Source organism: uncultured Maribacter sp. (assembly GCF_947500985.1).
Lineage (GTDB): Bacteria > Bacteroidota > Bacteroidia > Flavobacteriales > Flavobacteriaceae > Maribacter.
This window is the reverse complement of the sequence record NZ_CANMTX010000001.1, coordinates 620630-647265: the sequence shown is the minus strand read 5'-3', so window position 1 is coordinate 647265 and position 26636 is coordinate 620630. Positions and strand designations below refer to the sequence as shown.

The window sequence follows — 26636 nt, the reverse complement described above, 5'->3', positions numbered from 1 at the left end:
AAAAAATACGCCGAAGCGTATTTTTAATATACAATTAACTAAAAGAAATCTCCCTTTCTTTTGGTGCTACGTCTTTTTCCCGAGTTAGGACTGCTAGATTCGCTGCGGTCTCGTCTTCTTCCTTTAGACTCGCCGCCACCATCTTTTCTACCTCTTCCGCCACGGTCATCATCTCTTCTGCCACCGCTTCTTTTTCCTCTGAAGCCTCCGCCACCGCTTCTGCGATTTCCGCCACCGCCACCGCCGGGGTTTTTAGAAACTTCTACATTAACAAATCTTCCATCAACTTTAAATTCAGTGAATTTTTCAAGAATTTGTTGGGTAGATTCACTTTCTGTATTAAAAAATGAAAAACTTTCCTTTACATCAACTTTAAAGACATCTTCTTGTCCAAGTCCTACTGTATCTCTAATAAAGTCTTTAAGAGACATCCAATCATAACCATCTTTTTCACCAACGTTTATAAAATAACGAACAGCACCACTAGTTGGTATTTCGCCACCTCTTCGAACATCACTTCTTTCTCTATCTCTACCGCTGTCAGAAGAATTTAAATCTTTAGATTTATTATAGTAGTTAGAAAACCTTGTAAATTCGGCAGATATTAATTTCTTTATTAATTCTTCACGATCGATACCTTCTAAAATCTCATTGATTTCAGGTAAATAAGGGTCAACATCAGAATTAGTTTCAGTATCCTTTATTTTATTTGCTAAGTGGTGTAATTGAATACCACAAATTTCCATTCCCGAAGGAACTTTTTTCAATTCAAACTTTTGATTGATTTTGTTCTCTATAGCTCTAATCTTACGTTGTTCGCCACGAGTAACAAGAACCATAGATATACCTGATTTACCAGCTCTACCTGTTCTACCACTACGGTGTGTATAGGTTTCGATTTCATCTGGTAATTGGTAATTGATAACATGTGTAATGTCATCAACATCAATACCACGTGCAGCAACATCAGTTGCTACAAGCATTTGAATTTGTCTTTTACGAAAAGAGTTCATCACCAAATCTCTTTGGTTCTGACTTAAATCTCCATGTAATGCTCCTGCGTTATAACCGTCTTCAATTAAATTTTCGGCAACCTTTTGTGTATCACGTTTTGTTCTACAGAAAATAACTGCAAATATATCTGGGTTTGTATCAGCTAATCTTTTTAAAGCTGGGTAACGATCTCTTCCACCAACAACATAATATTCATGTTGTACGGTTGATGCTCCAGAGTTTTTTGCACCTACTGTAATTTCTTGTGGAGAATGCATGAATTTTTTAGCAATAGTAGCTACTTCTCTAGGCATAGTTGCAGAGAACAACCATGTAGATTTTTCATCGGGCGTACCAGAAAGAATATCTTTGATGTCTTCCATGAAGCCCATGTTCAGCATTTCATCAGCTTCATCAAGAATACAATAGTCTATGCTAGAGATATCTACAAGACGTCTGCTAATCATATCTTTCATTCGACCAGGGGTAGCAACAATAATTTGTGCACCACGTTTAATTTGTCTTGCTTGGTCTGTAATACTTGCACCACCATATATAGCGACTACATTGATATTACGTTCGTATTTTGAATACGCTTGCATTTCTTTCGTGATCTGTAAGCATAGCTCACGAGTTGGTGATAATATTAAACCTTGTGTGGTTCTACTGTTACTATCAATTTTTTGAATTAATGGAAAACCGAATGCGGCAGTTTTACCTGTACCTGTTTGCGCTAGGGCAACTAGATCGGTTTCACTTTCCAGTAAAATTGGAATTGCTTTTTCTTGTACTTCTGAAGGGGTTTCAAAACCCATATCAGTAATAGCATCTAATAAGGACTTCTGCAGTCCCAGTGCTTCAAACTTTGTCATAAATATGTATACTAAATCGCAAATATGAATGTTGCATAGAGCGATTATCGTATATAACCTATTTAGACTCAGGGCAACACATGCTATACCAGCGGCGTTAATTAAGCGGCAAAGGTACTGCTAATAATTGAATCAGTATAATTTATTAGAAAGTAATACTACGGAGCTAGCGTATAGCCATATATAGATAGGAAAGTGCCCGTAATACCAAAGATAATCATAAGCACAATTAGCCCTTTTTGTAGCGTTGGGCTATCATAAATAATGATACATACGGCGCCAAGTACTATACAAATTTGATAAAATAGTAATGCATAGTCGAATTTTTTGGTTGCGTAATCATAGGTTTTGGTCAATTTTTCCCACTGTTTAACTCCGGTAATAATACCCATTTCACCCTCTATGTCTTGAACCCAGTTTTCTTCGCCTACTTGTTCTGATCCTAGTAGAATTTCTGTTTTTTCTGACTCGTACTTTACTATTTTATCTTTTACAATAGCTATTCTTTGTTCAATTACCGGTCTGTTTTCTTCTGTAACAATACCGCTTTCAACTAAAGTGCTTAAGTAGTCAAGTTCACTTTCTTTCAAACTTTCTTTAATACTTTTAGATTGGTACCAACTAGAATAGCTTACCACATTGTTGTGGGCAATCATCATTTCTTCTTCTAATTCGCCATTTACCATTTGTGATATTGCCATAAGCGCGGCAAATAAAGCAATTAGTACACCGCCAATAGCTTCTGCTCTTTCTGAAGCAATTGAAACGACTACTGTTTCGCCGTTATCTTTTTTATTTATCATGAATACTATTTAAGTAGGTAATCAATTTTTTAAATGCTAGTGCTCTATGGCTTATTTCGTTTTTAAGGGATAATGGCAATTGCGCAAAAGTTTCTTTATAACCGTTTGGTTGAAATATAGGGTCATAACCAAAACCGTTATCTCCTTTTCTTGTTTCTATAATTTCCCCGTGTATGCTTCCATCAAATATATGGGTTTTACCATGTAAGTTTAAGGCAATTACGGTTTTGAAATAAGCATTTCGATTCTTTATATCACTTAAGTTGGCTAATAGTTTGTCCATATTAGCGTTTGAATCGTTTTCAGCACCTGCATATCTTGCCGAATATACGCCCGGTTCACCATTGAGAGAATCTACAATGAGCCCCGTGTCATCTGCAAAGCAAGGTAGTTGATACGTATTTGTTATAAAATCTGCTTTTATTCTTGCATTACCCTCTAGGGTGGTAGCAGTTTCAGGTATATCGGTAGTACAACCAATCATATCTAAACTAACCAGCTCGATATATGATGGTACCAATTGCTGAATCTCTTTTAATTTGTTTGCGTTGTGGGTGGCAAATACAAGCTTCATGGGAACATTTTGAAATCTAGTTTGTCAATTTACATCAACAAAAGTAGTAATTTTATAAAATGGAGTTAAAAGTACCACCGGCTTTAGTGTTTTTGTGTTTCGGATTGATGATGTATCTATTGGCAGAATTTTTACCGATAGGTTATTTTGATTTTTATGGAAGAATGTTGCTTGTCAAAATTTTAGTGGGTATTGGTATTATAATTGGCGTACTGGCATTGTTTCAGTTTAAAAGAGCAAGTACGACCATAGATCCAACAAAACCAGATAAAGCTTCTAATTTAGTTGTTGGCGGAATTTTTAAGTTTTCTCGAAATCCTATGTATTTGGCGCTGCTTCTTGTGCTATTGGCTCTAGGTGTTTTTTTAGGAAATGCTTTCAATACACTGATCGCTGCAGGGTTTGTAGGGTATATGAATCGATTTCAAATTATACCTGAAGAACGAATTCTCTTAGAAAAATTTGGGCGTTCTTTTAAAGATTATTGTATATTAACAAGGCGTTGGTTTTAAGTTATTTTTATTTATCTGTATTAATGACTACGTTAATATCGATAAATATTAATCAATTAGCTTATAATTTAATATATTAGCGTTTTAACTAATAATCATGATAGCCATAATTACCGGAGATATTATTAATTCTGAAAATCATCCTAGCTCGCAATGGATTGATTTGTTAAAGAATTACTTTAACCAATTTGGTGCTTCACCAATGAATTGGGAGATATACCGTGGCGATGAGTTTCAATTGAAAGTCACAGAGAGAAATGCTTTGTTTACTGCCATACGAATAAAAGCAATGCTTAAAACCATAAAAGGTTTGGATGTGAGAATGGGGATCGGTATAGGTTTGGAAACCTATATTGGTACGGGAGTAACCGAATCTAACGGACCTGCATACCAGCGGTCTGGTCGTAATTTTGAAACACTTAAAGAGAGTAAAATAAATCTTAGTATTGCAACAGGAGAAGCTGAAAATGATCGAACGTTAAATTTAATGTTACGCTTAGCGTTAGATTTTATGGATGATTGGAGTGTTGTTTCTGCAGAAATAGTAACATTGTCATTAGACTATCCGCATTATTCACAAAAAGAAATTGCGCAACAATTAGGTATAAAACAGTCTGCCGTAAGTCAGCGTTTAAAAAGAGCAAGATTAGATTTGGTTTTAGATGTATTGTCATATTACAAAGAATTAATTACCAGTAAATAAATATGTTGATTTTTATAAAACTAGTATTGGCTCATTTAATCGGAGACTTTGTGTTACAACCTACGAGATGGGTGCTTCACAAGCAATCGAATAAAATAAAATCTAAGTTTCTATACCTGCATGTACTATTGCATTTTGCTTTGTACATGCTTTTTCTTTGGGATTTGTCTTTATGGAAAATTGCTCTAATAGTAACCATAGCTCATTTTGTCATTGATGTATTGAAATTATATTCAAATGATTTATTTAAGAATAAAAGCATTCCGTTTTTTATAGATCAAATCTTACATATACTAGTCATATATTGCTGTGCTTTTTACACAGATCTATACACTCACACTATATCTTTATTCGAAAATTTAGACTGGTATTTAGTTACTGCCATCGTATTTGTAACCTATCCGGCGGCAATTATAATGGGGATGATTTTAGAGGGAATGTCTAATCAAATCGAGACAGATCATAAATCGCTACCAAATGCGGGTAAGTATATTGGTATGATAGAGCGACTATTCGTTTTAATTTTTATAGTAATAGGCAGGTGGGAAGTTATTGGCTTATTAATAGCGGCAAAATCTGTATTTAGATTCAATGATCTTAAAGAGCGCAATAATAGAAAACTAACAGAGTATATTTTAATAGGTACTTTAGTAAGTTTTGGGTTAGCAATCTTGGCGGGGCTTCTGTATATCTCTTAAATAAAGCATAATGTCATCACGGTATTTTTTATTCTTTTTGTTGCTGGTCATCTTATCTCAAACAGCTATTTCCCAATCAAACAAATTTGAATCATTTGACGGCGTACAAATCGCTTATACGGATGAGGGTAGTGGAGAGGCGATATTATTACTACACGGATTTATAAATTCTAGAAAATCTTGGGATAAAACTGCTTTAAAGAAAGGGTTGCTAAACGCTGGTTATCGCGTAATCATTCCAGATTTACGTGGTAATGGAGATTCAGATAACCCTCAAAGTGAAAAAGCGTATAAAGACAATGCCGAAGTAAAAGATGTGTTGTTGTTGATGAATCATTTAAATATTGAGAAGTACAAAGCTGTCGGTTATTCAAGAGGAAGTATTGTTTTGGCAAAATTACTGACAAAAGATGAAAGCATAGAGAAAGCAGTTTTAGGTGGTATGGGTATAGATTTTACAAATGCCGATTGGGATAGAAGAATTATGTTCGCAAAAGCTTTTGATGGCGAAGTAAATGAGATAACCAAAGGTGCGGTAGACTATGCTAAATCAATAAATGCAGATTTACGATCATTACATTTGCAGCAAAAATTTCAACCTATTACTTCTATAGATGACTTAAATAAAATTAAAATTGATGTATTAGTAATTTGTGGAGATCAAGATTCAGACAATGGAAATGCAGAGGAATTAAGTAAAACCTTTAAAAACGGCAGTTTAAAAAGAGTGCCAGGAGATCATAATGGCACTTATAAGACTGAAGGCTTCTCATTATCTGTTCTTCAATTTTTAGATTAAAAGATTGTCATTTTGTCAATTTGCATCATAACATAACCTTTTTGTTTTATTTACAGGATATCATTTATCAGGATAAATTAAATTTTTACTTTTGCTTCTTATTTTAATAACAAAAATTCTTATCCAATCAAAAGAGAATAATGGTAGAAGCTAGTAGAAAATACGTTTTTGATTTCGATAGTACGTTGACTAGGGTAGAAGCATTAGATGTTCTTGCCGAAATGACCTTAGAAGGAAGGTCTAACAAAGACGAGGTTATTAAAGAAATACAGAAAATCACCAATTTAGGAATAGATGGCGATATTTCCTTTACTGAGTCTTTAGAGCGTCGAATAAAGTTATTACATGCCAAAAAGGAAGATTTAGACGGATTGGTAGATAACCTTAGAAATAAAATATCTAAGTCTATAGCTGCGAATAAAGATTTTTTTGAAAAGTATGCAGATGATATTTATGTAATATCCTGTGGTTTTAAAGAGTTTATTGATCCTATTGTCAAAGAATATAATATACCATCTGATCGAGTGTATGCAAATACGTTTAAATTCGACGAAGAAGGGAATATCATCGGTTTCGATGAAAAGAACGTGCTATCTCAGCATAACGGCAAAATTGATTGCTTGAAGCAAATGAATTTGGACGGAGAAGTTCAGGTGATTGGAGATGGTTACAGTGATTATGTAATGCGCGAAGCAGGTATTGCACATAAGTTTTTTGCATATACCGAAAACGTGCATAGAGAAAAAGCCGCTAGTAATGCGGATTATGTTACACCAAGTTTAGATGAATTTTTATTTGTGAACAAATTGCCAAGAAATATCTCGTACCCAAAAAATAGAATTAAGGTTCTATTATTAGAAAATGTGCACACAGCTGCATTCGATAATTTGTCAGAAGACGGTTTTTCCGTTGAATTGATTAAACATAGCTTGTCTGAGGAAGAGCTGCTAGAAAAAATCAAGGGCGTTCACGTGCTTGGTATCCGCTCTAAAACACAAGTTACCCAAACTGTTTTGGATGCTGCCGATAAATTATTGGTAGTAGGTGCTTTTTGTATTGGTACTACCCAAATAGATTTAGAAACTGCTAAGAAGAAAGGTGTTGTAGTTTTCAATGCCCCATATAGTAATACAAGATCTGTAGTAGAATTGGCTATTGGTGAGATTATTATGTTAATGCGTAGTGTGTTTGATCGTAGTAGAGAAATTCATGAAGGGCAGTGGCAAAAAACGGCTGCTGGATCAAGAGAAGTTCGTGGTAAAAACTTGGGTATTGTTGGTTATGGTAACATTGGTAAGCAATTATCAGTTTTGGCAGAAGCCATGGGTATGCGTGTTTATTACTACGATGTAGATGATAAATTAGCTTTGGGTAATGCGGTAAAATGTAATTCGTTAGAAGATTTATTAAATGTATCTGATGTGGTTACACTACACATAGATGATAATAAAGCAAACAAAAACTTCATTGGTGAGCGTGAAATAAAGCAAATGAAGAAAGGTGTTATGTTAATTAACCTTTCTAGAGGTTTTGTGGTTGATATTGATGCTCTTGCAGAAGGATTAAAAGATGGTCATGTTGGTGGGGCTGCAATAGATGTTTATCCGGATGAGCCTGCTAGTAATGGAGATTTCCATACAAAATTACAAGGCTTTGCCAATGTGATTTTGACTCCGCATGTTGGTGGTAGTACAGAAGAGGCACAGCGCGATATAGCAGATTTTGTACCTAATAAAATAATGGATTATATTAATTCAGGTAATACGGTTGATGCCGTTAATTTCCCAAATATTCGTTTGCCAAAACAGAATAAATCGCACCGATTCTTACATATACATAAGAACGTGCCGGGTATTATGGCTAAAATAAATAAAGTATTAGCTGAGTACGAGTTAAATATCAACAGTCAATATCTTTCTACTGATAATGAAGTAGGTTACGTTATTACAGATTTAGATAAAGAGTATAATAAAGACGTAATAAAGGCTTTAAGAAAAGTTGAGAATACTATCAAATTTAGAGTTCTTTATTAGATTACTGCACAGCAGTTGAAATCAGTAGGAGAAAAATTCTTTTATATCGAAAGTGCAAGTTGAAGAACTTGCACTTTTTTTATTTAATTTTTACTATTTACTACAACATTTCTAATTCTACAAGGTTATGGTATTTATACAATTACATTTTGTAGGAAATATCTTTGATTATGTGGAAAAAGATTTTATCGAAATTAAAATCTGGTAAGAGTTTTAATAACTACTACCTATTGGTTTTTACTGTAATTATATTGACGATTGTGATACAGTCTATAATACAATTTTCCTTAGCTAGACAGCGGCAGGATGCATTAAGAATTAATGTGGCGGGTAGGCAAAGAATGCTGTCTCAGTCAATTGTAAAAAGTGTTTATGAATGCAGGTATGGCAATTGTGATTATGGAAAATTAAGATTAGCGATGAATAAATTTTCTAATTCAAATATTTCGTTGCAAAGAGGTAATGATGTGACAGGAATACCAAAATTAGATAATGAAGAAATTCAAAAAAACTTTGATAGATTACAACCACATCTAAATTTTATTTTAGAAACAACTAATGATTTTAATCAATTAAAATCTATTGATTTAGAAAAATTATCAACTTCAGCAGATCAGTTTTTAATAATTATGGATACCATTGTGGGGCAATTGCAAAAAGCATCAGAGGAAGATGTTGAAACGTTAATGGTTATAGAATTAGAACTTGCAGTGTTTTCTTTATTGATTTTAATAATAGAGATTTTCTTTTTCATTAATCCATCTATAAAAAAGATGGCAATTCAGAATCAGAAATTAAAAGAAATTGCATGGCATCAAACACATGCTTTTAATTCTCACATGAAAAATATAAAGAATTATAATCATGTTCTCAAGATTGAAAAAAATGTAGAGCATAAAGAAGAGCTCATTTCTTTTTTAATGGAAGAACTTACGGATTTGGAGGGTGTGTCTGAAAACATGGTGAAATCACTTGAAAAGCAGGCTTAGCAGGTTTTAAAGGATCTTATTGATTTATTGATGGTGGTATGGTTCGTTTTTTAAAATAGTGTATGCCCTATAAACTTGTTCGGTTATAAATAAGCGCACCATTTGATGAGAAAAGGTCATTTTCGATAAACTTATTTTTCCAGTCGCTTTAGAGTAGATTTCATTGCTAAAGCCGTAAGGTCCACCAATTAAAAAAACTAATTGTTTAATACCAGAATTCATCTTCTTTTGTAAAAAGGTTGAAAATTCAACAGAAGTATACTGTTTTCCTTTTTCATCAAAAAGAATTAAAACATCTGTAGGTGCTAATCTCTTAAGAATAAGTTCACCTTCTTTATCTTTCTGCTGGTCCTCAGATAAGTTTTTGGTCTTCTTTAAATCTGGTATGAGTTCAATTTCAAAATTGACATAATGCTGTAATCGCTTTTGATATACCTCAATGAGTTCTTGTAGTTGAGAGCTATCAGTTTTACCAATAGCTAAAAGTTTTATAGTCATATGCCAAAAGTAAATCAATTTCGCAAATGGATTTGTAAATTAGCAACACAATAGATTTAATACATATGATTTCAGAAGAACAATTTAAAGAAGAGATTACATTAATCATAGCAAATGCCATTCGTGAAGATGTTGGTGATGGTGATCATAGTTCGTTGGCATGCATTCCTGATACAGCTACTGGTAAAGCAAAATTATTGGTAAAAGATGAAGGAATCATTGCCGGAGTAGATTTTGCTGAGCTTGTATTTTATTTTGTTGATCCTAATTTAAAGATAGAAGTTCTAATTAAAGACGGTACACCAGTAAGTCACGGTGATATTGTATTTTATGTAGAAGGTAGTTCTCAAAGCATACTAAAAGCTGAGCGTTTAGTATTGAATGCAATGCAAAGAATGAGTGCAATAGCTACCAAAACCCATATGTTCGTTAATCTGTTGAAGGGTACTGGTACAAAAATTCTGGATACCAGAAAAACAACCCCAGGTATTCGTGCCCTAGAGAAATGGGCGGTTAAAATTGGTGGTGGAGAAAATCACAGATTCGCATTGTACGATATGATTATGCTAAAGGATAATCATATTGATTTTGCTGGCGGAATTGCAAAAGCAATCAATAAGACTAAAAACTACTTAAAAGAAACGGGTCGCGATTTAAAGATTATCGTTGAGGCAAGAAACTTAGGCGAAATCAAAGAAATATTAGAGACAGAAGGAGTGTATCGAATATTGATTGATAATTTTAATTATGAAGATACTCGCGAAGCTGTAAGATTAATTGGTAATACGTGTTTGACAGAATCTTCGGGTGGGATCAATGAAAAAACGATTAGGGATTATGCAGAATGCGGTGTAGATTATATTTCTTCGGGTGCATTAACACATTCGGTTTATAATTTAGATTTGAGTTTAAAAGCGGTGTAGATGTCTTTAGAGGTCGAAGAAAAGCTAGCAAAAATTCCTATTGTAAATTGGTTTGTCAGATTTCTAAAACAAATTAGGCTACCTGGTTTTGAGGGGCTTTCTATTTATGACCTAATAGAAATGTATGTACTTGGTATTTTAAGAGGTACTTTGTCTACTCGTGCCAGTGCTATTGCCTTTAGTCTATTTATGGCACTATTTCCATTGATAATTTTCATGGTGACTTTGGTTCCGTTTATGGTGTCTTATATTAGTATTGAGCACGGAGATTTCGATGTGCAATTCCAGTTATTTTTAGAGTCTTTTTTGCCAAGTGCAACTGGTGATTATTTTGGAGAGGTGTTTCAGCAAATAAAAGACCAAAAACGCGGTGGCTTACTCTCATCGGCATTTTTGCTTTCAATATTTCTAATTGCTAACGGTGTAAACTCCATCTTTGGCGGTTTCGAAACATCGTATCATATCGATCTAACACGACATTTTTTTAGGCAGTATTTATATGCCTTGATGGTGGGTCTGATTTTGGCAATATTAATTATAGTGGGGTTTGTAGCGTATATATATTTTGAATTTTATGTGCTTGGTTATTTATCTGAATTCGCTGCAAAACAAGGCGGGTATATATTGGGTGAAGATGAAGTAGTAGGGGTGCAAATAGCAAAAGTGTTATTCTTTATAATTCTATCTTATTTTACTACTGCAATACTTTATTATTTTGGTACAAGAGAAGGAAAGCAAGCAAAGTTTTTTTCTTTTGGAGCCTTAATGACAACTACCCTGTTTTTATTAACATCATATCTCTTCGGAATTTATGTTGAAAAGTTCGCCAGATATAATGAATTATATGGTGCGTTAGGAGGATTATTAATTTTAATGGTCTACATATGGTTAAATTCTAATATATTGCTACTTGGGTTCGAGCTGAACGCATCGCTGAATACATTACGTAAAATCACAAAAAAGAATGATAAATAAGAGCATACAGTTAACTATTCTATTCACAGTATTTATTACAATGAGCATTTCTGCTCAGTCCGTTTTTGGTAAGTGGAAAACAATTGATGACCGCACAGGTTTGCCAAAAGGTGTAATAGAAATCTATAAGAAAGAAGGAAAAATGTATGGTAAGGTCGTTAAGATTTTAGAAGAAGGGCAAGAAGGAAGAATTTGTGATAAATGCGATGGAGAGTTAAAAGATAAACCCGTAACCGGTATGGAAATTATTACAGACGGTGAGTTGCATGATGATGGAGAATGGAAGGGTAAGCGACTATTTGATCCAGAACAAGCAATGACTTTTCGTTTTAAGATATGGTTAAATCCAGAAAATGAAGATGAGTTAAAAGTGCGAGGGTATTTGGCATTTATCTACAGAACCCAAACATGGATACGTGTGGAGGGATAACTATGGCGAACTTTATTAACGTAATATTACCTATTCCGCTAGAGAAAAGTTTTACTTACAGTATAACCGAAGAAGAGGCGGCATTACTGCAGCCAGGTATGCGTGTAGCGGTACCTTTTGGTAAATCTAAAATTTATACGGGGCTAGTTCAGAGCATTCACAATAATCCACCAGAAGTCTACGAGGCAAAAGAAATTCATGAGTTATTAGACGAATACCCCATAGTAAATGAGACCCAGCTTAAACATTGGGAATGGATAGCTTCCTATTACATGTGTACTTTGGGCGAAGTGGTGCGAAGTGCTCTACCTAGTGCTTTTTTATTAGAAAGTGAAACCTTAGTTCTTAGAAATACGGCATACGAAATAGATGAAAATGAACTTTTAGATGATGAGTTTTTAGTATTTGAAGCATTACAACATCAATCTATACTAAAGGTTCAAGAAGTTTCTTCAATAATAGAGCGTAAAAATGTACTGCCTATACTTCAACGGTTATTAAAGAAAAAAGTAATTGTTTTAAAAGAAGAAGTATATGATCAATACAAACCAAAGTTGGTTAGGTATGTTAAATTGGGTACAGAGCATACATCTGATGAAAAATTAGAAGAGTTATTAAATTCACTTACGAGAGCACCTAAGCAAAGTCAAGTTGTACTTTCATTATTTCAATTGCAGGGAAAAAGTCAAAATCCGATTAAGGTTTCTGAACTTGAAAAATCTAGCAACAGCTCTAAAGCAGTTATAAAGTCGCTGGTCGATAAGGGAATTTTAGAGGAGTATTTTATTAAGACCGATCGAGTCAATTATGATGGTGATCCAGATAATTCTGATACTAAGGATTTAAATGAATATCAAGAAACAGCCTTACTTGATATAAAAGCTTCTTTCGAAGCCAATAAAGTTACCTTGCTAAAAGGGGTAACATCTTCGGGTAAAACAGAGGTTTACGTAAAGCTAATTGAAGAATGTTTAGAAAAAGGGCTGCAAGCTTTGTATTTATTGCCAGAAATTGCCTTAACAACGCAGCTTATTAGTAGACTTCAAGAATATTTTGGAGAAAGAATAGCCATATACCATTCTAAATATAATGTTCAAGAGCGTGTAGAGGTTTGGCAAAACGTTTTGCAAGCAAAACCTAAGGCACAATTGGTGATAGGTGCACGTTCAGCAATGTATTTGCCCTTTAGTAAGTTGGGATTGGTAATTGTTGATGAGGAACACGAGAGTTCTTTCAAGCAATTTGATCCGGCACCAAGATATCACGCTAGAGATGCTGCTATAGTATTAGGTCATTTACATAAGGCAGGTATTCTGTTAGGTTCGGCAACACCAAGTGTAGAAAGTTATTACAATGTGCAAACGGGTAAATATGGCTACGCGGAAATTACCAGACGTTATGGTAATGTGCTAATGCCAGAAATGGAGTTGGTAGATATTAAAGAAGCTTCTAGAAAAAGAAAGATGAAAGGTCATTTCTCTGAGCGTCTTTTTATGGAAATTGAAGAAACCCTTAAAGAAGGTGCGCAAATCATACTTTTTCAGAATAGACGTGGTTTTGCGCCATTAATGGAGTGTTTAACATGCGGTCATACACCGCAATGCCCAAACTGCGATGTAAGTTTAACGTATCATCAATATAGAAATCAATTACGTTGTCATTACTGTGGTCATCATACAGCATTGCCAGAAATTTGTTTTGCATGTGGTAGTCCAGATTTAGATACCAAAGGTTTTGGTACCGAACAAATAGAGAAAGAGGTTTCAGCGTTATTTCCAGAAGCTAAAGTTGGTAGAATGGATTTAGATACTACCAGGGGCAAACATGGTTATGAAAAAATAATTACGGCTTTTGAGCAAAACGAGTTAGATATTTTGGTAGGTACCCAAATGGTAACTAAAGGCCTCGATTTTAGAAATGTGAATTTGGTAGGGGTTATGAATGCAGATTCGTTATTAAATTTTCCTGATTATCGTGCTCATGAGAGAACCTATCAATTATTAACGCAAGTATCGGGTAGGGCAGGGCGAACCAAAAAAAGAGGTCGCGTAGTTATACAGACCTATAATCCATATCATCAAATATTAAAACAAGTAACTACCAGTGATTATGAAGGTATGTATACCGAGCAGCTGTATGAAAGAGAGCAATTTAAATATCCTCCGGTAAATAGAATTATTAAGGTAACATTTAAGCATAAAAATTACAATGTGCTGAATGAAGCTGCAGATTGGTTTGCAGGGGCGCTACGTACTAATTTTGGTGGTACTGTTTTGGGACCTGAATATCCGCCAGTGGCGAGAATTAGAAATCAGTATTTGAAACATATCGTTATAAAAGTTCAAAAAGCACATTCATTGCCGCAGACAAAAGCAAATATTAGGCGAATAGAAAAATCGTTTAAAGCAGTGGCAATGTATAGAAGTGTTAGGGTCATATATAATGTAGACCATATATAAACTAAAAAAGACCGCTAATTAGCGGTCTTTTTTGAAAGTAAAATTATACCATATATTATACGTTACTTAGCGCTTCCGCTAATTCTGTCTTTTTATTTCTACTTAGAGGTATTGATCTACCGCTAACTTCAACGTTTTTACTGTTGAATTTTTCAACCTTTTCAAGGTTAATGATGTATGATTTGTGAATTCTTAAAAACTTATCTTCTGGCAATTGCTTTTCAAAAGACTTCATTGTTGATAAGATTACGATATTAGCTTCATCAGTTACTAGTTTTATGTAGTCACCAAGTGCTTCAATCCACTTAATATCATTTAAAATAACCTTTCTTTTCTTTAGGTTACTCTTTACGAAAATGTGCTCTTCGTCTTCATTGACTCTGTGCAATTGTTCGTAGTTCGCAACAGCTCTTTTAACAGATGCGTCAAAACGTGCCATGGTAATCGGCTTATGTAAATAATCCGTTACGTCATAGTCAAATGCTTTAAGTGCATAATCTGGTTTACCGGTAATCAAAATTACCTGAGGACTGTTTTCTAGGGACTCGAGTAGGTCAAATCCTGTAATGATTGGCATCTCAACATCAAGAAATATAAGATCGATCTCATGGTTCTTGATTCCGTTTTTGGCCTCGATAGCATTACTGTATTCAGCTACCATTGTCAAATTCGGATGATTGTTTACCAACTTGGCAACGGCCATCCTTTGCATAGATGAGTCGTCAACGATGATACTTCTTAACTTCATAAGGGTTGATTTGTGGGGTTAAATCATCGACAAAGAACCGAAAAAACATGCTGAACTGCAACAAAAGATGTGAACAATGCACTGTTGATCGTGTAATTGGTAATGATGATATATTTAAGATTTGGATTAATTTTTAATGTTGTTACCACTTAATAACGAAGAATATTCGTATTTCTTATAATTATTTTAAAAAAATATCTATTTTTGCACTCTTTAAAAACAAATATAATATGAACCATTACGAAACTGTTTTCATTTTGAATCCCGTTCTATCTGATGTTCAGATAGAGGAAACAGTTAAGAAATTCGAAGATTTCTTAATTAACAATGGCGCCAAAATGGTAGCTAAAGAGAATTGGGGGCTAAAAAAATTAGCTTATCCTATTCAAAACAAAAAGAGTGGCTTTTACCACTTGTTTGAATTTACTAACACTGGTGAGGTAGTTACACCTTACGAACAGGAGTTTAGAAGAGATGAACGTGTTATGCGTTTCTTGACCGTTAAGTTGGACAAGCACGCTGTTGCATGGGCAGAAAAAAGAAGAACAAGAAACAAAACCGCTAAAGCTTAAGTATTATGGCAACATTACAACAACAGGCAAAAGGAAAGAAAGATGGAGAGATCAGGTATCTTACTCCATTAAACATTGAAACCAACACTAAGAAGAAGTATTGTCGTTTTAAAAAATCTGGTATTAAGTACGTAGATTATAAAGATGCTGATTTTTTATTGAAGTTGGTAAACGAGCAAGGTAAATTGTTACCTAGAAGACTTACTGGAACTTCATTGAAGTATCAAAGAAAAGTGGCACAAGCCGTAAAAAGAGCTCGTCATTTGGCATTAATGCCATATGTTGCTGATTTATTAAAATAAAAGAAAAGAATCATGGAGCTTATATTAAAAGAAGACGTACAAAATTTAGGTTTTAAAGACGACGTAGTAAATGTTAAGAACGGTTACGGAAGAAATTTCCTTATACCTCAAGGCTTAGCTGCTATGGCTACCGTTTCTGCTAAAAAAGTTTTAGCTGAGAACTTAAAGCAAAGAGCACATAAAGATAAAAAAGTTGTTGATGCTGCTAAGAAAGTAGAAGAAGCATTAAAAGCTTTAGAATTAAAAATTACTGCTAAAACAGGTACTGCCGATAAATTATTCGGTTCTGTTACCAATGGTGATTTGGCTGCTGCAATTGAAAAAGAAGGTCATGCAATTGACAAAAAATTCATTAGCATTCAAGGTGGTGCGGTTAAAAGAACTGGACCTTACAACGCACAAATTAGATTACACCGTGAGGTGATTGTTGATTTTGCTTTCGAAGTAGTTGCGGAGCAAAAATAATTAACTATCTAAGTTGATAAATTTAAAAGAGCTATGCCTGCATAGCTCTTTCTTTATTGGTATTTTTGTTAAAGAACTCATAAATAACTCAAAACCAATTAAAATGAAAAACAACTTGTTTTTTCAAGTACTGTTCCTACTTTTTGTAGGCGCAGCTTACGGTCAAGTTACCACCTCAAATATTCGAGGTTTAGTAATGGATGACCAAAATCTTCCACTATTTGGCGCAAATATTGTCGCTGTCCACACTCCAACGGGTACTAAGTACGGATCAATTACCAATGAAGATGGTAGATTCAACCTTTTAAACCTTCGTGTTGGTGGTCCTTACAAAGTTGAAATTTCATATGTAGGTTTTAAACCTTAAGAACTTACCGATGTTAATTTGTCATTAGGGCAAACTTTCAATGTTGATATTAAATTAGCAAGTGAAAGTCAAGCATTAGATGAAGTTACTGTTGTGTCTGATCGTTCAGGTACTTTTAGTAGCGACCGTACTGGTGCGGAAACAAGCGTAGGTAGAAGAGAATTAACACGACTACCAACTATTTCTCGTTCTGTTGCAGATTTTACACGTTTAGAGCCAACGGCAAGTGGAAATTCATTTGGAGGACGAAATGACCAATTCAATAATTTCTCTTTAGATGGAGCTATTTTCAACAATCCTTTTGGTTTAGATGCTGCGACCCCAGGTGGTCAAACAGATTCGCAACCTATTTCTTTAGATGCAATCGAGCAAATTCAAGTATCAATAGCGCCCTATGATGTAACACAATCAGGATTTACAGGAGCTTCTGTAAATGCAGTTACTAAGAGTAGTTCTAACGAATTTCACGGTACTGTTTACGGTTTCTTCAGAAATGAAGATATGACCGGTGGTAAAATTAAAGGTGATGACATCGTTAAGCCTAAACTAGATCAAAGTCAGTACGGAGTAAGTATTGGTGGTCCAATTGTTAAGAACAAATTATTCTTCTTCGCCAACTTTGAAAAAGACGAACGTACAGATTTAGGTACTAATGGTTGGGTGCCAAATACAGGTTCAGGAGCAATCAATGAATCTAGAGTATTAGAAAGTGATTTAATTAATGTGCAAAATCAGTTATTGGCAGTTGGTTATGATCCAGGTACTTACGAAGGTTTTACACATGATGCTGAATCTATAAAAGGTCTTTTTAAGTTAGATTGGAATATTAACGATAATAATCGTTTAGCAGTTATTTATAACTTTTTGAAATCTTCAAAAGAGAAACCTGCACACCCAACGGCAATACAATTTAGAGGTCCTAATGCAAACACATTACAGTTTCAGAATTCAGGATATGAAATAAATAATGACCTAAAGTCTATTCAAGTTGAATTGAACTCAACCTTATCAGAAACGGCTTCTAATAAGTTACAAGTAGGATATACCCACTTTGACGATTATAGAAATCCGTTTTCTACACCCGCTCCTTCAATTAATATAGCAAAAGACGGGTCTAATTATATAATTGCGGGGCACTAGCCTTTTTCTGCACATAATAGATTGGATCAAAAGGTATTTCAGATAACGAACAATCTTAATTTCTATAAAGGTGATCATACGTATACAGTAGGTTTCTCATTAGAGAAATTTATGTTCGATAATTCTTTTAATCTAACAGCTTACGGATTTTCAAAATTTGGAAGCGTAGATATAGCTGAATTTGATGCATCATCTTATGATTTTGCTGGTCCACAAGCTACTTTTAATGCTAACAATGCGGTACCAGATGGCGAAGGTTGGGCTTTGGCAGAAACTAATGTAGGTCAATTGGCATTTTACGTTCAAGATGAATGGAATGTAAGCGAGAAATTTAAATTAACATACGGTGTTCGTTTCGATAAGCCGTTGTTCTTTGATTCTGCAGAAAAAGCACAAGATGTAATCGATAGAGGTTTTGTTATTGCAGATCAACCATACCAAAACCCAAATACGGGTGAAACTGTATTTATAGACAATACTCAAATGCCTTCTAATGATTGGTTGATTTCACCAAGAGTAGGTTTTAACTATGATGTGTACGGCGATAGATCTTTACAATTACGAGGTGGTTCTGGTTTGTTTACAGGTCGTTTCCCATTCGTATGGTTAGGAAATCAAATTTCATCACCAGATGTATTTTTCTTGCAAGCGGTTGATCCAGATTATAAGTTTCCACAAGTTTGGAGAACTAATTTAGGTGCAGATAAACGTTTAGATAATGGTATGGTCCTTACTGCAGATTTATCTTATACTAAAGATATCAATGGACCACATGTTCATAACTGGGCATTGACTTCTCCTTCAGGTAATTTGTCTGGGGTTGATACAAGAGCGACTTATACCGCTGGCGATTTATTAAATAGCTTTGGTTTAGGGGCAGGACCTTACGTTTTTACAAACTCTAATAAAGGTAGAATTTGGAATGCGTCATTAAAAGCTCAAAAGACATTTGATAAAGGTTTGTATGCAATGTTGGCATATAGCTATTTAGATGCTAAAGATGTGAATTCAATTGAAGCAGAGATTACATCAGATGCTTTTGCAGGCAACCCAATTATTAACGATGCAAATGCAGATGTTTTAGCACCTTCTAAATATGGGGATAAGCATAGATTCATTGGTGTAGCCAGTAAAAATTGGGAATACGGTAACGGTAAGTGGGGAACTACACTTTCTACATTCTTTGAATATGCTCAAGGTGGTAGATTTAATTATACTTATGGTGGTGATATTAATGGTGATGGATCAGGAATCAATGATCTTATTTATGTACCAACATCTACTGAAATAGGTCAAATGCAATTTTCGGGAACAGGTCAAGGTGCTGCTTTTGATGCTTTTATTGCTCAAGATGATTACTTAAGTGATCGTAGAGGGCAATATGCAGAGCGCTATGGGGCTTTAGCTCCATGGAGAGGTAGATGGGATGTTAAGTTCTTGCAAGATTATAAAATCACTGTATCAGAAGGAAAAACAAATACTATTCAATTTAGTGTTGATGTATTGAATATTGGTAACATGATCAGTTCTGATTGGGGATTGGTTCAACAACCAAACAATATTCAGCCGGTAGGTGTTACGGTTGATCCAGATTCTAGTATACCAACATATACTTTTAATCCAGAGTTGACAGAAACATTTGGTTATGATGCTAGTTTGTTATCTAGATGGCAAGCACAAGTAGGATTGAGATATATATTCTAAGTTTTTAAAATTAAGTTGTAAAAGCCCTAACAAATATGTTAGGGCTTTTTATTTTTGCAAAATGAAATATACGAGGCTAACAAAAGAACAGTTGGAAGAATTGCATCCAGAATTTATTAATTTTCTGGCAACACAATCTATTACGGGTGATGAGTGGGATTCGATAAAAAAAGATAAACCAAAAGTAGCAGAGGAAGAACTAGACGTTTTTAGTGATTTGGTTTGGGAAGGAGTGTTGAGCAAGGTTTCTTATTTAGAGAATATTTCAGATAAGCAAATGCACCTATTTCATTTAACCGATAAAGAGATGAAATTGATATCGGTAAAAGTGATGAATCCAGAAATTGATTTAACTACTCCTGTAGGTTTTGATTGGTTTAAAAGAAATTGGCAATCAGATTTTGTAGAATATTTGACCGCAGCAAAAGCATATACCGATGATAAGAATGTGGATAAATTTTTGTTACTACAACAAGGCGCGGTAATTACTAAAGGAGATTTGTATAAGTGGTTCGAGAAAGTGATAGGTACTTCTTAAAACAACTAAAATCTAATATTCATACTATTGAAATGTTGCCTTACTTATTTGAAGGTTATATTTGTAATACAATAAAAAATTAATGGCACAGAAACCATCTATACCAAAAGGAACTCGTGATTTTAATCCATCAGAAATTGCAAAGCGTAATTACATTTTTGATATCATAAAAAAGAATTTTCAAACGTATGGCTTTCAGCCCATTGAAACTCCTTCTTTTGAAAATTCAGATACGTTATTGGGTAAATATGGAGAAGAAGGTGATCGATTAATTTTTAAGATATTAAATTCTGGCGATTTTATTAGTAAGGTAGATGATGCTACTTATGCGGATAAAAACTCGAACAGTATTGCTCCTAAGATTACAGAAAAAGCATTGCGTTATGATTTAACAGTGCCGTTTGCACGTTACGTAGTAATGCATCAAAATGAGTTAGATTTCCCTTTCAAGCGTTATCAAATTCAGCCAGTATGGAGAGCAGATAGACCTCAAAAAGGTAGGTTTAGAGAATTTTTTCAATGCGATGCCGATGTCGTTGGGTCAAATTCCTTATTACAAGAGGTAGAATTAATTCAGTTGTATGATGCCGTATTTTCCGATTTAAAATTGGAAGGGGCAACCATAAAAATGAATAATAGAAAAATATTGGCAGGTATAGCAGAAGTTATCGGAGCTAAAGATTTACTAATAGATTTTACCGTTGCTTTAGATAAGCTAGATAAAATAGGGGAGGACGGAGTTAAAAAAGAAATGCTTGCTAAAGGAATTTCTGAAGAAGCTATTGAAAAAGCATCTCCATTATTTTTACCTCAAGGCAGTAATGAAGAGCAATTAGAACGATTAGATTCACTTTTAAAAGATTCTGAAGAAGGAAAAAAAGGACTGGAAGAACTTCGTTTTATCTTAGAAACGATAGCTGTTTTAGGCTTGCAATCTGCTAATTTATCTATTGATGTAACTCTTGCACGAGGACTAAATTATTATACAGGAGCCATTTTTGAAGTTGCAGCACCAGAAGGTGTGAAAATGGGATCTATAGGTGGTGGTGGTCGCTATGATGATCTTACCGGTATTTTCGGACTAAAAAATGTAAGCGGAGTAGGTATTTCTTTTGGTCTAGACCGTATTTATTTGGTGTTAGAAGACTTAAATCTTTTTCCAGAAGCTATTGATCAATCACTTCAAGTATTATGTGTCAATTTTGGTGAAAAAGAAGCTATGGCTGCTTTAAAGCTTGTAAGTCAGTTGCGTAAGTCGGGTGTTAAAGCTGATATTTATCCTTCGAGTGCCAAGATGCAAAAGCAGATGAAATATGCTAATAACCGCAATGTACCTTATGTTATTTTAATAGGAGAGCAAGAGTTGGATAAGAATACTTTCGTAGTTAAGAATATGAAAGAAGGTTCACAAAAAGAATATAGCTTAAGTAAAGTTTCAGAATTTATAAGTCAATTGAGCTAAGTACTTTAAAATCAGATTGATTTACTGCGTCATTTTTGATTATATTTGGTTAACCAATCTGGTTGTGCAATTTTGTATTGTATGACCGATATGTTTAAATCAAATCAAAATCAAGTTATACAAATAAAAAAATAATGACGAATAGTAACAAATTATCTGGAAAAAATATACTCATAACTGCTGGTGCTCAAGGAATTGGAGAAGCAATTACCAAACATTTTATTGATAGTGGTGCCAATGTTGCTATTCATTATTTTTCTAGTGCAGATACTGCAAATGAATTAGTAAAATATGCTACTGATAAGGGTTTAAAGGCAATTGCTATAAGTGGAGACCTAACGAAAGAAGAAGATGCGAATGCGTTAGTAGAGAAAACAGTTGAAGCTTTAGGAGGTCTTAATATCTTGATCAACAATGCAGGTTCGTTAGTGGCACGTAAGATGCTAAGCGAAATGGAAACTGAATTTTGGCACAAGGTGATGGATATTAATCTTACATCAATGATGTTCGTAACCAGGGCAGCAGCACCTTATTTAGCAAAAAATGAAAATAGTAGTATTGTCAACTTAGCTTCATTAGCTGGGCGTAAAGGAGGGCATCCAGGATCTTTAGTCTATTCTACTAGTAAAGGAGCCATTTTAACTTACACGAGGGCACTTGCTTCAGAATTAGGTCCACAGGGCACACGTGTAAACGCTGTTGCACCTGGTCTTATCTTAGGCACTTCATTTCACAATACACATACTACTAAAGAATCTGCTGCAGAAACTACAAAAGGTATTCCTATACAGAGAGCGGGTAATGCAGACGACGTTGCCAGAGCAGTATTGTATTTAGCATCTGAATACGATGGCTTCATTACTGGTGCTACGCTTGATATCAATGGTGGTGTCTACAATATGTAGCATTTCATAAAACTATAGAGAACGCTAGTTTGTAATTACGAACTAGCATTTTATTTTTATTTTCTTAAAATATAAATATGCTAAAGACTCCTATCATACATCCAACAATTATGGAAGCGCTTGGACGTTCAGGTCATTTTGCACAAGTGGTCATTGCGGATGGTAATTTACCTGTAGGTGCGATGTCTGGACCGAATTCTACAACAGTTCACCTTAATTTTAAACCAGGCTTATTAGATGCTCTTACGGTTCTTGAGGGTATATTAAAAGTTTGCCCGGTACAAGGAGCTATAGTAATGGAAAAGCCTGCAGAAGCAAATGCTGAAATTCACGATGCATATAAAAAATTACTTGGTGATGTTACTTGGGATGAAATGGAGCGCTGGGCTTTCTACGATAAAATTAGAGATCAAAATACTACGCTGATTATACAAACAGGAGAGCAACGTCGTTTTGCTAATTTAATTTTAACCGTTGGTGTAGTTAAGATGGCTGAAGAGTCCGGATTTTAAATGATTCCTTTTTCCTCTCGGAAATACTACTTTCTAAATACTGTTTATTCTATGGGATATCTCTTTTAGTATGGTTTCATAATACAAAATGTCATGAGGTACATAATTGAATTTGGAAACGTCTTTTAACTCAGAACTTAACTGTTTTTTTGAGACTAGTTTTAATGCTTCAACCTCACTGTCTTGTTTCTGTAGCGAATTAAGTGGCATTTTTAGTTCAGCTATAAACGTATGATGAAACTCATTGTCTTTCAGTACTTCATTGTGATTTTTTACGGATTTAAAAATCCCTATTTTTTCTAAATCAGAAGAGGCTATTGTCAATCCTATTTCTTCTTGAATTTCTCGTAAGGCGGATGTAATAATTTCTTCACCAGTACCAATATGTCCGGCAACAGATACATCCCACAGTAAAGGATAAACATCTTTGTCCTTCCCGCGTTGCTGCAGTAAAATTTTTCCATCCGAAGTATAGAACCAAATATGAACGGTTTGGTGAAACCATCCATTTTTATGCGCTTCAGACTTCATGGCAGTCATGTTAGTCATGTTGCCTTCACTATCCAAAATGTCTATTAGTTCGTCCATAGCACAAAAAAATCCCTCCGATGAAAGAGGGATTGTATAAATTTAATCGAAGTAGCTAAAAGTTTCTCCGTCTTTAATTGTTAAGAGTGTTTCGTAAATCAAACGAATTACATTTTCAACATCGTCTTTATGAACCGTTTCTACCGTTGTGTGCATGTAACGCAATGGTAAAGAAATTAGCGCAGAAGCAACACCACCATTACTATATGCAAAAGCATCAGTATCTGTACCAGTGGATCTAGATGCAGCCATTCTTTGAAATGGTATCTTATTATCTTCGGCGGTTTTAATGATACGTTCACGTAATTTATTCTGTACCGCTGGGGCATAAGAAATTACAGGTCCAGCACCAATTTCTGTATGGCCTTGTATAGCCTTGTTAATCATTGGTGTAGTAGTGTCGTGACAAACATCTGTTACTATGGCTACATTTGGCTTTATGGTCTGGGTAATCATCTCTGCTCCACGTAGACCGATCTCTTCTTGAACGGAGTTGGTAATGTAAAGTCCGAATGGCAGCTTTACTTTATTTTCATGAAGTAAACGAGCTACTTCAGCAATCATAAATCCGCCAGCACGATTATCAATCGCTCTACAAACATATTTGTTCTTGTTAAGAATTTGAAACTCATCTGGGTAAGTGATAACACAACCTACATGAACCCCTAGCTTTTCTACTTCTTCCTTATTTGTGGCACCAACATCAATAGTAATATTCTCAATTTTTGGAGTTTCCTCTTTAGGTCCCTTTCTAGTATGTATTGCCGGCCAGCCAAAAATACCTTTGACAATACCATTACTTGTATGAATATTTACCCATTTAGATGGAGCTATTTGATGATCACTACCACCGTTTCTAATAACATGAATTAAACCGTTGTCAGTAATGTAGTTTACATACCAAGAAATTTCATCAGAATGCCCTTCAATAACTACTTTGTATTTGGCATCAGGATTTATAACACCTACAGCAGTACCGTACGTGTCGGTAATGAATGTATCTACATAAGGTTTTAGGTAGTCCATCCATATTTTTTGCCCTTCCCACTCATATCCTGTCGGGGCAGCATTATTCAAGTATTTTTCAAAAAAGTCTTCAGACTTATTAGTAATTATTTTTTTATTAGCCATCAAAATAAGTTTAGAATACAAACTTAAGAATATTAGCGTTGTATTAGTAATAACCTTCTTTAATAATCGTTAATTTTGGCAAGACTTTTGTTTAGCTCATGGTAATGAAACATAACTTTTTACTACTTTTTTTACTCTTGAACGGTATTTCTATTTGCAATGCCCAGGTTGCAGAACAAGAACTTGATTCTATTACAGAAAAGATGATTATTGTTGCTGGTGATTCCTTGGTGCAAAGTTCAATTGCACTAGAGGAAGCTTATGTATTTGGCAAGCTTAAATTTTCATCTTACGATGATAAATTGCGGTATTACATTTTACGTAGAAAGACGCAGAAAGTATATCCGTATGCAAAAATGGCAGCGGAACGTTTGGTAGAGTTGAACGATAGTTTGGCTGATATGAAGAATGATAGAAAGCGAAAAAAATATACAAAAAAAGTACAGAAGTTTATTGAAGAGGAATTTTCTGAAGAGTTGAAAAAGTTAACACGAACCGAAGGTCAAATTCTAGTGAAGTTAATTTATAGGCAAACAGGTACAACTGCATTTGATTTGGTTAAAGACTTACGTAATGGCTGGCGCGCGTTTTGGTACAATACTACAGCGAAGCTTTTTAGTATTAGTATAAAAGAAGAATTTCATCCTGATTTAATAGAAGAAGACTATTTAATTGAAGATATATTACAACGAGCTTTTTCTAAAGGTAAACTTGAAAGGCAAGAAACCGTTCTTGATTACGATTATGATAAGTTGTATAATAAATGGAAGAGAACAACTAAAGTGCCTAAAGATTAAGATGATTTTGGTTTCTTACCGAACATAGAATCCATTATAGTCATTATGCCTTTAAAGCCTGTTCTAACGGCGAAGAATGCAAGAATTATCCCAATAATACATACAGGCCAAAATAAAAAGTTTTCTTGATTTTTAAATGCTTGATATAATACTATAGGTGCGGTAAACATTAATACCACTGTTATGGCTAGGCGTTTTAAACCAGTTACCAGCATGTCTTTATCAGTTCGTCTCATTGTCTGTAATTATTATACTATCCTTGTATTCCTCAATTATGGCAAAATAACCCAGGGCAAAATTATCTGACCTTTCTATATTATCAAAAATCTCGTTATTATCGATGCCCGTAATATTTATAATATTTCCGCGAACAGTTGCTGCAGGCGTCTGAAATGGACCTTGGTCACCACCAGACTGGACAATAATTTGGTTCATATAGTTATAAAATGATTCGTCTACACCTAAAAGGCTGATATCGACCACGGAGCTAGTATCTAGCTCTAAGTCATTATCATAAAAGTATGAAAACACAAAAGTTTGTCCTTGATAAAATTCATCTTCAGTTACCAGAAATTCTCCAAAATCTAAGTCTAAAAGATAAAAATCATCACTATCATCAGGGTCTGTAAAGGTTACGATAACCTCTGTTTCATCACCTGAAAATAGTGTTTCATCACCTTGAACTAGCGAGTCTATTGGCACCGATTTTACATAAGTGGTAGTTGCGAAATAGCGCTCGTCGTTGGTTTCTATTGTAAGTTGAAAAACATCTCCTTCATTTATACTACTAACTCTAATTCTTTGGTCACTGTCAAATGTTGGGTCTGGAACCCATATACCGCTGCCTGGTTCTAGTTCTGCTAAATTCGATACGCCGCCACCTTCTAGTATTTCAGGAGCATCTGGGTTTGGTGTGCCATAATAAATGATAGCACTGTTGATAGAGGCAATAGTGTTCTTGTCAAAGAATGAACTACTTTCAGAAACGACAATTTCTATAGGTAGATATTCTTGTGATTCATCAACTCTTATAACACCGTTTACGATAAGTCTAGTTTCGTTTTCAGGGAGCTCTAAATCGATTACGTCTTCACAAGAAATGAAAGACGTAAAAGTTAACAATAATAACAAATAACGTTTCATA

Annotated in this window: 27 protein-coding genes and 1 pseudogene; 19 read left to right on the top strand and 9 right to left on the bottom strand. The window is 34.5% G+C overall.

Features of this window, described 5'->3' with window-relative positions; genetic code table 11:
* Positions 1 to 38: 38 nt before the first annotated feature.
* From Q0871_RS02980 to Q0871_RS02970, 3 genes are all read right to left on the bottom strand, one after another.
* Complete coding sequence (locus Q0871_RS02980) at positions 39 to 1865, bottom strand: DEAD/DEAH box helicase (RefSeq protein ID WP_299317692.1); 1827 nt, start codon at positions 1863 to 1865, stop codon at positions 39 to 41.
* Positions 1866 to 2023: 158 nt separating this feature from the next.
* Entirely contained in the window at positions 2024 to 2668 is a 645-nt protein-coding gene (locus Q0871_RS02975; RefSeq protein ID WP_299317690.1) for a DUF4337 domain-containing protein, read from the bottom strand.
* Entirely contained in the window at positions 2658 to 3242 is a 585-nt protein-coding gene (locus Q0871_RS02970) for a non-canonical purine NTP diphosphatase (protein ID WP_299317687.1), read from the bottom strand. The genes Q0871_RS02975 and Q0871_RS02970 overlap by 11 nt, the downstream gene beginning before the upstream one ends.
* Positions 3243 to 3301: 59 nt before the next feature.
* Between Q0871_RS02970 and Q0871_RS02965 the strand changes: the two genes are divergently transcribed.
* The 6 genes from Q0871_RS02965 to Q0871_RS02940 all read left to right on the top strand — a co-directional run bounded on the left by Q0871_RS02965 (position 3302) and on the right by Q0871_RS02940 (position 8976).
* A complete protein-coding gene (locus tag Q0871_RS02965) occupies positions 3302 to 3754 on the top strand; it encodes an isoprenylcysteine carboxylmethyltransferase family protein (protein WP_299317684.1) in 453 nt (150 codons plus the stop codon).
* A 97-nt stretch (positions 3755 to 3851) separates the two neighbouring features.
* Complete coding sequence (locus Q0871_RS02960) at positions 3852 to 4457, top strand: SatD family protein (RefSeq protein WP_299317681.1); 606 nt, start codon at positions 3852 to 3854, stop codon at positions 4455 to 4457.
* A gap of 2 nt (positions 4458 to 4459) precedes the next feature.
* A complete protein-coding gene (locus Q0871_RS02955) occupies positions 4460 to 5155 on the top strand; it encodes a DUF3307 domain-containing protein (protein ID WP_299317679.1) in 696 nt (231 codons plus the stop codon).
* A gap of 10 nt (positions 5156 to 5165) precedes the next feature.
* On the top strand, positions 5166 to 5954 hold the full coding sequence (locus tag Q0871_RS02950) for an alpha/beta fold hydrolase (RefSeq protein WP_299317676.1): 789 nt from the start codon (positions 5166 to 5168) through the stop codon (positions 5952 to 5954).
* Positions 5955 to 6094: 140 nt separating this feature from the next.
* Positions 6095 to 7987: a phosphoglycerate dehydrogenase gene (serA, locus tag Q0871_RS02945; RefSeq protein ID WP_299317673.1), complete on the top strand. Its 1893-nt coding sequence runs from the start codon at positions 6095 to 6097 to the stop codon at positions 7985 to 7987.
* 170 nt (positions 7988 to 8157) lie between these two features.
* Positions 8158 to 8976 (top strand): type IV pili methyl-accepting chemotaxis transducer N-terminal domain-containing protein, encoded by an 819-nt coding sequence (locus Q0871_RS02940; protein ID WP_299317670.1) that lies wholly within the window; start codon positions 8158 to 8160, stop codon positions 8974 to 8976.
* A 24-nt stretch (positions 8977 to 9000) separates the two neighbouring features.
* On the opposite strand, the gene rlmH is transcribed toward Q0871_RS02940, so the two are convergent.
* Positions 9001 to 9474 (bottom strand): 23S rRNA (pseudouridine(1915)-N(3))-methyltransferase RlmH, encoded by a 474-nt coding sequence (rlmH, locus tag Q0871_RS02935; RefSeq protein ID WP_299317667.1) that lies wholly within the window; start codon positions 9472 to 9474, stop codon positions 9001 to 9003.
* 65 nt (positions 9475 to 9539) lie between these two features.
* On the opposite strand from rlmH, the gene nadC reads away from it, so the two are divergent.
* Genes nadC through priA form a run of 4 tightly spaced genes read left to right on the top strand, consistent with a single transcriptional unit; the run spans position 9540 to position 14261 of the window.
* Positions 9540 to 10397 carry a carboxylating nicotinate-nucleotide diphosphorylase gene (nadC, locus tag Q0871_RS02930; RefSeq protein WP_299317664.1) on the top strand — a complete coding sequence of 286 codons (858 nt, stop codon included), beginning with the start codon at positions 9540 to 9542 and terminating at the stop codon, positions 10395 to 10397.
* The gene (locus tag Q0871_RS02925) at positions 10398 to 11372 is read left to right on the top strand and encodes a YihY/virulence factor BrkB family protein (protein ID WP_299317662.1); all 975 of its coding nucleotides are present in this window, start codon (positions 10398 to 10400) and stop codon (positions 11370 to 11372) included.
* Positions 11362 to 11802, top strand: a complete 441-nt coding sequence (locus Q0871_RS02920) for a DUF2147 domain-containing protein (RefSeq protein ID WP_073244830.1) — start codon at positions 11362 to 11364, stop codon at positions 11800 to 11802. The genes Q0871_RS02925 and Q0871_RS02920 overlap by 11 nt, the downstream gene beginning before the upstream one ends.
* Before the next feature lie 2 nt (positions 11803 to 11804).
* The gene (gene priA / locus Q0871_RS02915; RefSeq protein ID WP_299317948.1) at positions 11805 to 14261 is read left to right on the top strand and encodes a primosomal protein N'; all 2457 of its coding nucleotides are present in this window, start codon (positions 11805 to 11807) and stop codon (positions 14259 to 14261) included.
* A gap of 55 nt (positions 14262 to 14316) precedes the next feature.
* On the opposite strand, the gene Q0871_RS02910 is transcribed toward priA, so the two are convergent.
* Positions 14317 to 15009: a LytTR family DNA-binding domain-containing protein gene (locus Q0871_RS02910; RefSeq protein WP_027067302.1), complete on the bottom strand. Its 693-nt coding sequence runs from the start codon at positions 15007 to 15009 to the stop codon at positions 14317 to 14319.
* 230 nt (positions 15010 to 15239) lie between these two features.
* On the opposite strand from Q0871_RS02910, the gene rpsF reads away from it, so the two are divergent.
* From rpsF to Q0871_RS02870, 8 genes and pseudogenes are all read left to right on the top strand, one after another.
* A complete protein-coding gene (rpsF, locus tag Q0871_RS02905) occupies positions 15240 to 15581 on the top strand; it encodes a 30S ribosomal protein S6 (RefSeq protein ID WP_027067301.1) in 342 nt (113 codons plus the stop codon).
* 5 nt (positions 15582 to 15586) lie between these two features.
* The gene (gene rpsR / locus Q0871_RS02900) at positions 15587 to 15883 is read left to right on the top strand and encodes a 30S ribosomal protein S18 (RefSeq protein WP_027067300.1); all 297 of its coding nucleotides are present in this window, start codon (positions 15587 to 15589) and stop codon (positions 15881 to 15883) included.
* A gap of 12 nt (positions 15884 to 15895) precedes the next feature.
* The gene (gene rplI / locus Q0871_RS02895) at positions 15896 to 16348 is read left to right on the top strand and encodes a 50S ribosomal protein L9 (protein ID WP_299317653.1); all 453 of its coding nucleotides are present in this window, start codon (positions 15896 to 15898) and stop codon (positions 16346 to 16348) included.
* 103 nt (positions 16349 to 16451) lie between these two features.
* A pseudogene (locus tag Q0871_RS02890) lies at positions 16452 to 19559 on the top strand (TonB-dependent receptor).
* Positions 19560 to 19620: 61 nt separating this feature from the next.
* Entirely contained in the window at positions 19621 to 20097 is a 477-nt protein-coding gene (locus tag Q0871_RS02885) for a DUF6495 family protein (protein ID WP_299317651.1), read from the top strand.
* An 82-nt stretch (positions 20098 to 20179) separates the two neighbouring features.
* Positions 20180 to 21559 carry a histidine--tRNA ligase gene (hisS, locus tag Q0871_RS02880; protein WP_299317649.1) on the top strand — a complete coding sequence of 460 codons (1380 nt, stop codon included), beginning with the start codon at positions 20180 to 20182 and terminating at the stop codon, positions 21557 to 21559.
* Positions 21560 to 21693: 134 nt separating this feature from the next.
* Complete coding sequence (locus tag Q0871_RS02875) at positions 21694 to 22464, top strand: SDR family NAD(P)-dependent oxidoreductase (protein ID WP_299317647.1); 771 nt, start codon at positions 21694 to 21696, stop codon at positions 22462 to 22464.
* Positions 22465 to 22541: 77 nt separating this feature from the next.
* Entirely contained in the window at positions 22542 to 22976 is a 435-nt protein-coding gene (locus Q0871_RS02870) for an RbsD/FucU family protein (RefSeq protein WP_299317646.1), read from the top strand.
* Between the two features lie 33 nt (positions 22977 to 23009).
* Here the strand turns inward: Q0871_RS02870 and Q0871_RS02865 are convergent, their stop codons facing one another.
* Both Q0871_RS02865 and Q0871_RS02860 read right to left on the bottom strand, forming a co-directional pair.
* Positions 23010 to 23564: an NUDIX domain-containing protein gene (locus Q0871_RS02865; RefSeq protein WP_299317645.1), complete on the bottom strand. Its 555-nt coding sequence runs from the start codon at positions 23562 to 23564 to the stop codon at positions 23010 to 23012.
* Positions 23565 to 23606: 42 nt separating this feature from the next.
* Entirely contained in the window at positions 23607 to 24695 is a 1089-nt protein-coding gene (locus tag Q0871_RS02860; protein WP_299317643.1) for a M42 family metallopeptidase, read from the bottom strand.
* A gap of 104 nt (positions 24696 to 24799) precedes the next feature.
* On the opposite strand from Q0871_RS02860, the gene Q0871_RS02855 reads away from it, so the two are divergent.
* Positions 24800 to 25492 (top strand): DUF4294 domain-containing protein, encoded by a 693-nt coding sequence (locus Q0871_RS02855; protein ID WP_299317641.1) that lies wholly within the window; start codon positions 24800 to 24802, stop codon positions 25490 to 25492.
* On the opposite strand, the gene Q0871_RS02850 is transcribed toward Q0871_RS02855, so the two are convergent.
* Both Q0871_RS02850 and Q0871_RS02845 read right to left on the bottom strand, forming a co-directional pair.
* Positions 25489 to 25728, bottom strand: a complete 240-nt coding sequence (locus Q0871_RS02850; RefSeq protein WP_299317639.1) for a DUF6095 family protein — start codon at positions 25726 to 25728, stop codon at positions 25489 to 25491. The two genes, Q0871_RS02855 and Q0871_RS02850, sit on opposite strands and share 4 nt — an antisense overlap.
* Positions 25715 to 26635, bottom strand: coding sequence for a DUF4249 family protein (locus tag Q0871_RS02845; protein ID WP_299317637.1), 921 nt, complete (start codon positions 26633 to 26635; stop codon positions 25715 to 25717). The genes Q0871_RS02850 and Q0871_RS02845 overlap by 14 nt, the downstream gene beginning before the upstream one ends.
* Between the last annotated feature and the right edge of the window lies 1 nt (position 26636).

Excerpts from the sequence above, each read along its gene's own strand:
- Q0871_RS02920 (WP_073244830.1), top strand. The coding sequence starts at position 11,362 with ATGATAAATAAGAGCATACAGTTAACTATTCTATTCACAGTATTTATT.
- Q0871_RS02860 (WP_299317643.1), bottom strand. The coding sequence starts at position 24,695 with ATGGCTAATAAAAAAATAATTACTAATAAGTCTGAAGACTTTTTTGAA.
- nadC (WP_299317664.1), top strand. The coding sequence starts at position 9,540 with ATGATTTCAGAAGAACAATTTAAAGAAGAGATTACATTAATCATAGCA.
- hisS (WP_299317649.1), top strand. The coding sequence starts at position 20,180 with ATGGCACAGAAACCATCTATACCAAAAGGAACTCGTGATTTTAATCCA.
- Q0871_RS02875 (WP_299317647.1), top strand. The coding sequence starts at position 21,694 with ATGACGAATAGTAACAAATTATCTGGAAAAAATATACTCATAACTGCT.
- Q0871_RS02850 (WP_299317639.1), bottom strand. The coding sequence starts at position 25,728 with ATGAGACGAACTGATAAAGACATGCTGGTAACTGGTTTAAAACGCCTA.
- Q0871_RS02970 (WP_299317687.1), bottom strand. The coding sequence starts at position 3,242 with ATGAAGCTTGTATTTGCCACCCACAACGCAAACAAATTAAAAGAGATT.
- Q0871_RS02950 (WP_299317676.1), top strand. The coding sequence starts at position 5,166 with ATGTCATCACGGTATTTTTTATTCTTTTTGTTGCTGGTCATCTTATCT.
- Q0871_RS02855 (WP_299317641.1), top strand. The coding sequence starts at position 24,800 with ATGAAACATAACTTTTTACTACTTTTTTTACTCTTGAACGGTATTTCT.
- Q0871_RS02865 (WP_299317645.1), bottom strand. The coding sequence starts at position 23,564 with ATGGACGAACTAATAGACATTTTGGATAGTGAAGGCAACATGACTAAC.
- Q0871_RS02910 (WP_027067302.1), bottom strand. The coding sequence starts at position 15,009 with ATGAAGTTAAGAAGTATCATCGTTGACGACTCATCTATGCAAAGGATG.
- Q0871_RS02925 (WP_299317662.1), top strand. The coding sequence starts at position 10,398 with ATGTCTTTAGAGGTCGAAGAAAAGCTAGCAAAAATTCCTATTGTAAAT.
- Q0871_RS02845 (WP_299317637.1), bottom strand. The coding sequence starts at position 26,635 with ATGAAACGTTATTTGTTATTATTGTTAACTTTTACGTCTTTCATTTCT.
- rplI (WP_299317653.1), top strand. The coding sequence starts at position 15,896 with ATGGAGCTTATATTAAAAGAAGACGTACAAAATTTAGGTTTTAAAGAC.
- rpsF (WP_027067301.1), top strand. The coding sequence starts at position 15,240 with ATGAACCATTACGAAACTGTTTTCATTTTGAATCCCGTTCTATCTGAT.
- Q0871_RS02960 (WP_299317681.1), top strand. The coding sequence starts at position 3,852 with ATGATAGCCATAATTACCGGAGATATTATTAATTCTGAAAATCATCCT.
- rpsR (WP_027067300.1), top strand. The coding sequence starts at position 15,587 with ATGGCAACATTACAACAACAGGCAAAAGGAAAGAAAGATGGAGAGATC.
- Q0871_RS02940 (WP_299317670.1), top strand. The coding sequence starts at position 8,158 with ATGTGGAAAAAGATTTTATCGAAATTAAAATCTGGTAAGAGTTTTAAT.
- Q0871_RS02870 (WP_299317646.1), top strand. The coding sequence starts at position 22,542 with ATGCTAAAGACTCCTATCATACATCCAACAATTATGGAAGCGCTTGGA.
- serA (WP_299317673.1), top strand. The coding sequence starts at position 6,095 with ATGGTAGAAGCTAGTAGAAAATACGTTTTTGATTTCGATAGTACGTTG.
- Q0871_RS02980 (WP_299317692.1), bottom strand. The coding sequence starts at position 1,865 with ATGACAAAGTTTGAAGCACTGGGACTGCAGAAGTCCTTATTAGATGCT.
- Q0871_RS02885 (WP_299317651.1), top strand. The coding sequence starts at position 19,621 with ATGAAATATACGAGGCTAACAAAAGAACAGTTGGAAGAATTGCATCCA.
- priA (WP_299317948.1), top strand. The coding sequence starts at position 11,805 with ATGGCGAACTTTATTAACGTAATATTACCTATTCCGCTAGAGAAAAGT.
- Q0871_RS02955 (WP_299317679.1), top strand. The coding sequence starts at position 4,460 with ATGTTGATTTTTATAAAACTAGTATTGGCTCATTTAATCGGAGACTTT.
- rlmH (WP_299317667.1), bottom strand. The coding sequence starts at position 9,474 with ATGACTATAAAACTTTTAGCTATTGGTAAAACTGATAGCTCTCAACTA.
- Q0871_RS02975 (WP_299317690.1), bottom strand. The coding sequence starts at position 2,668 with ATGATAAATAAAAAAGATAACGGCGAAACAGTAGTCGTTTCAATTGCT.
- Q0871_RS02965 (WP_299317684.1), top strand. The coding sequence starts at position 3,302 with ATGGAGTTAAAAGTACCACCGGCTTTAGTGTTTTTGTGTTTCGGATTG.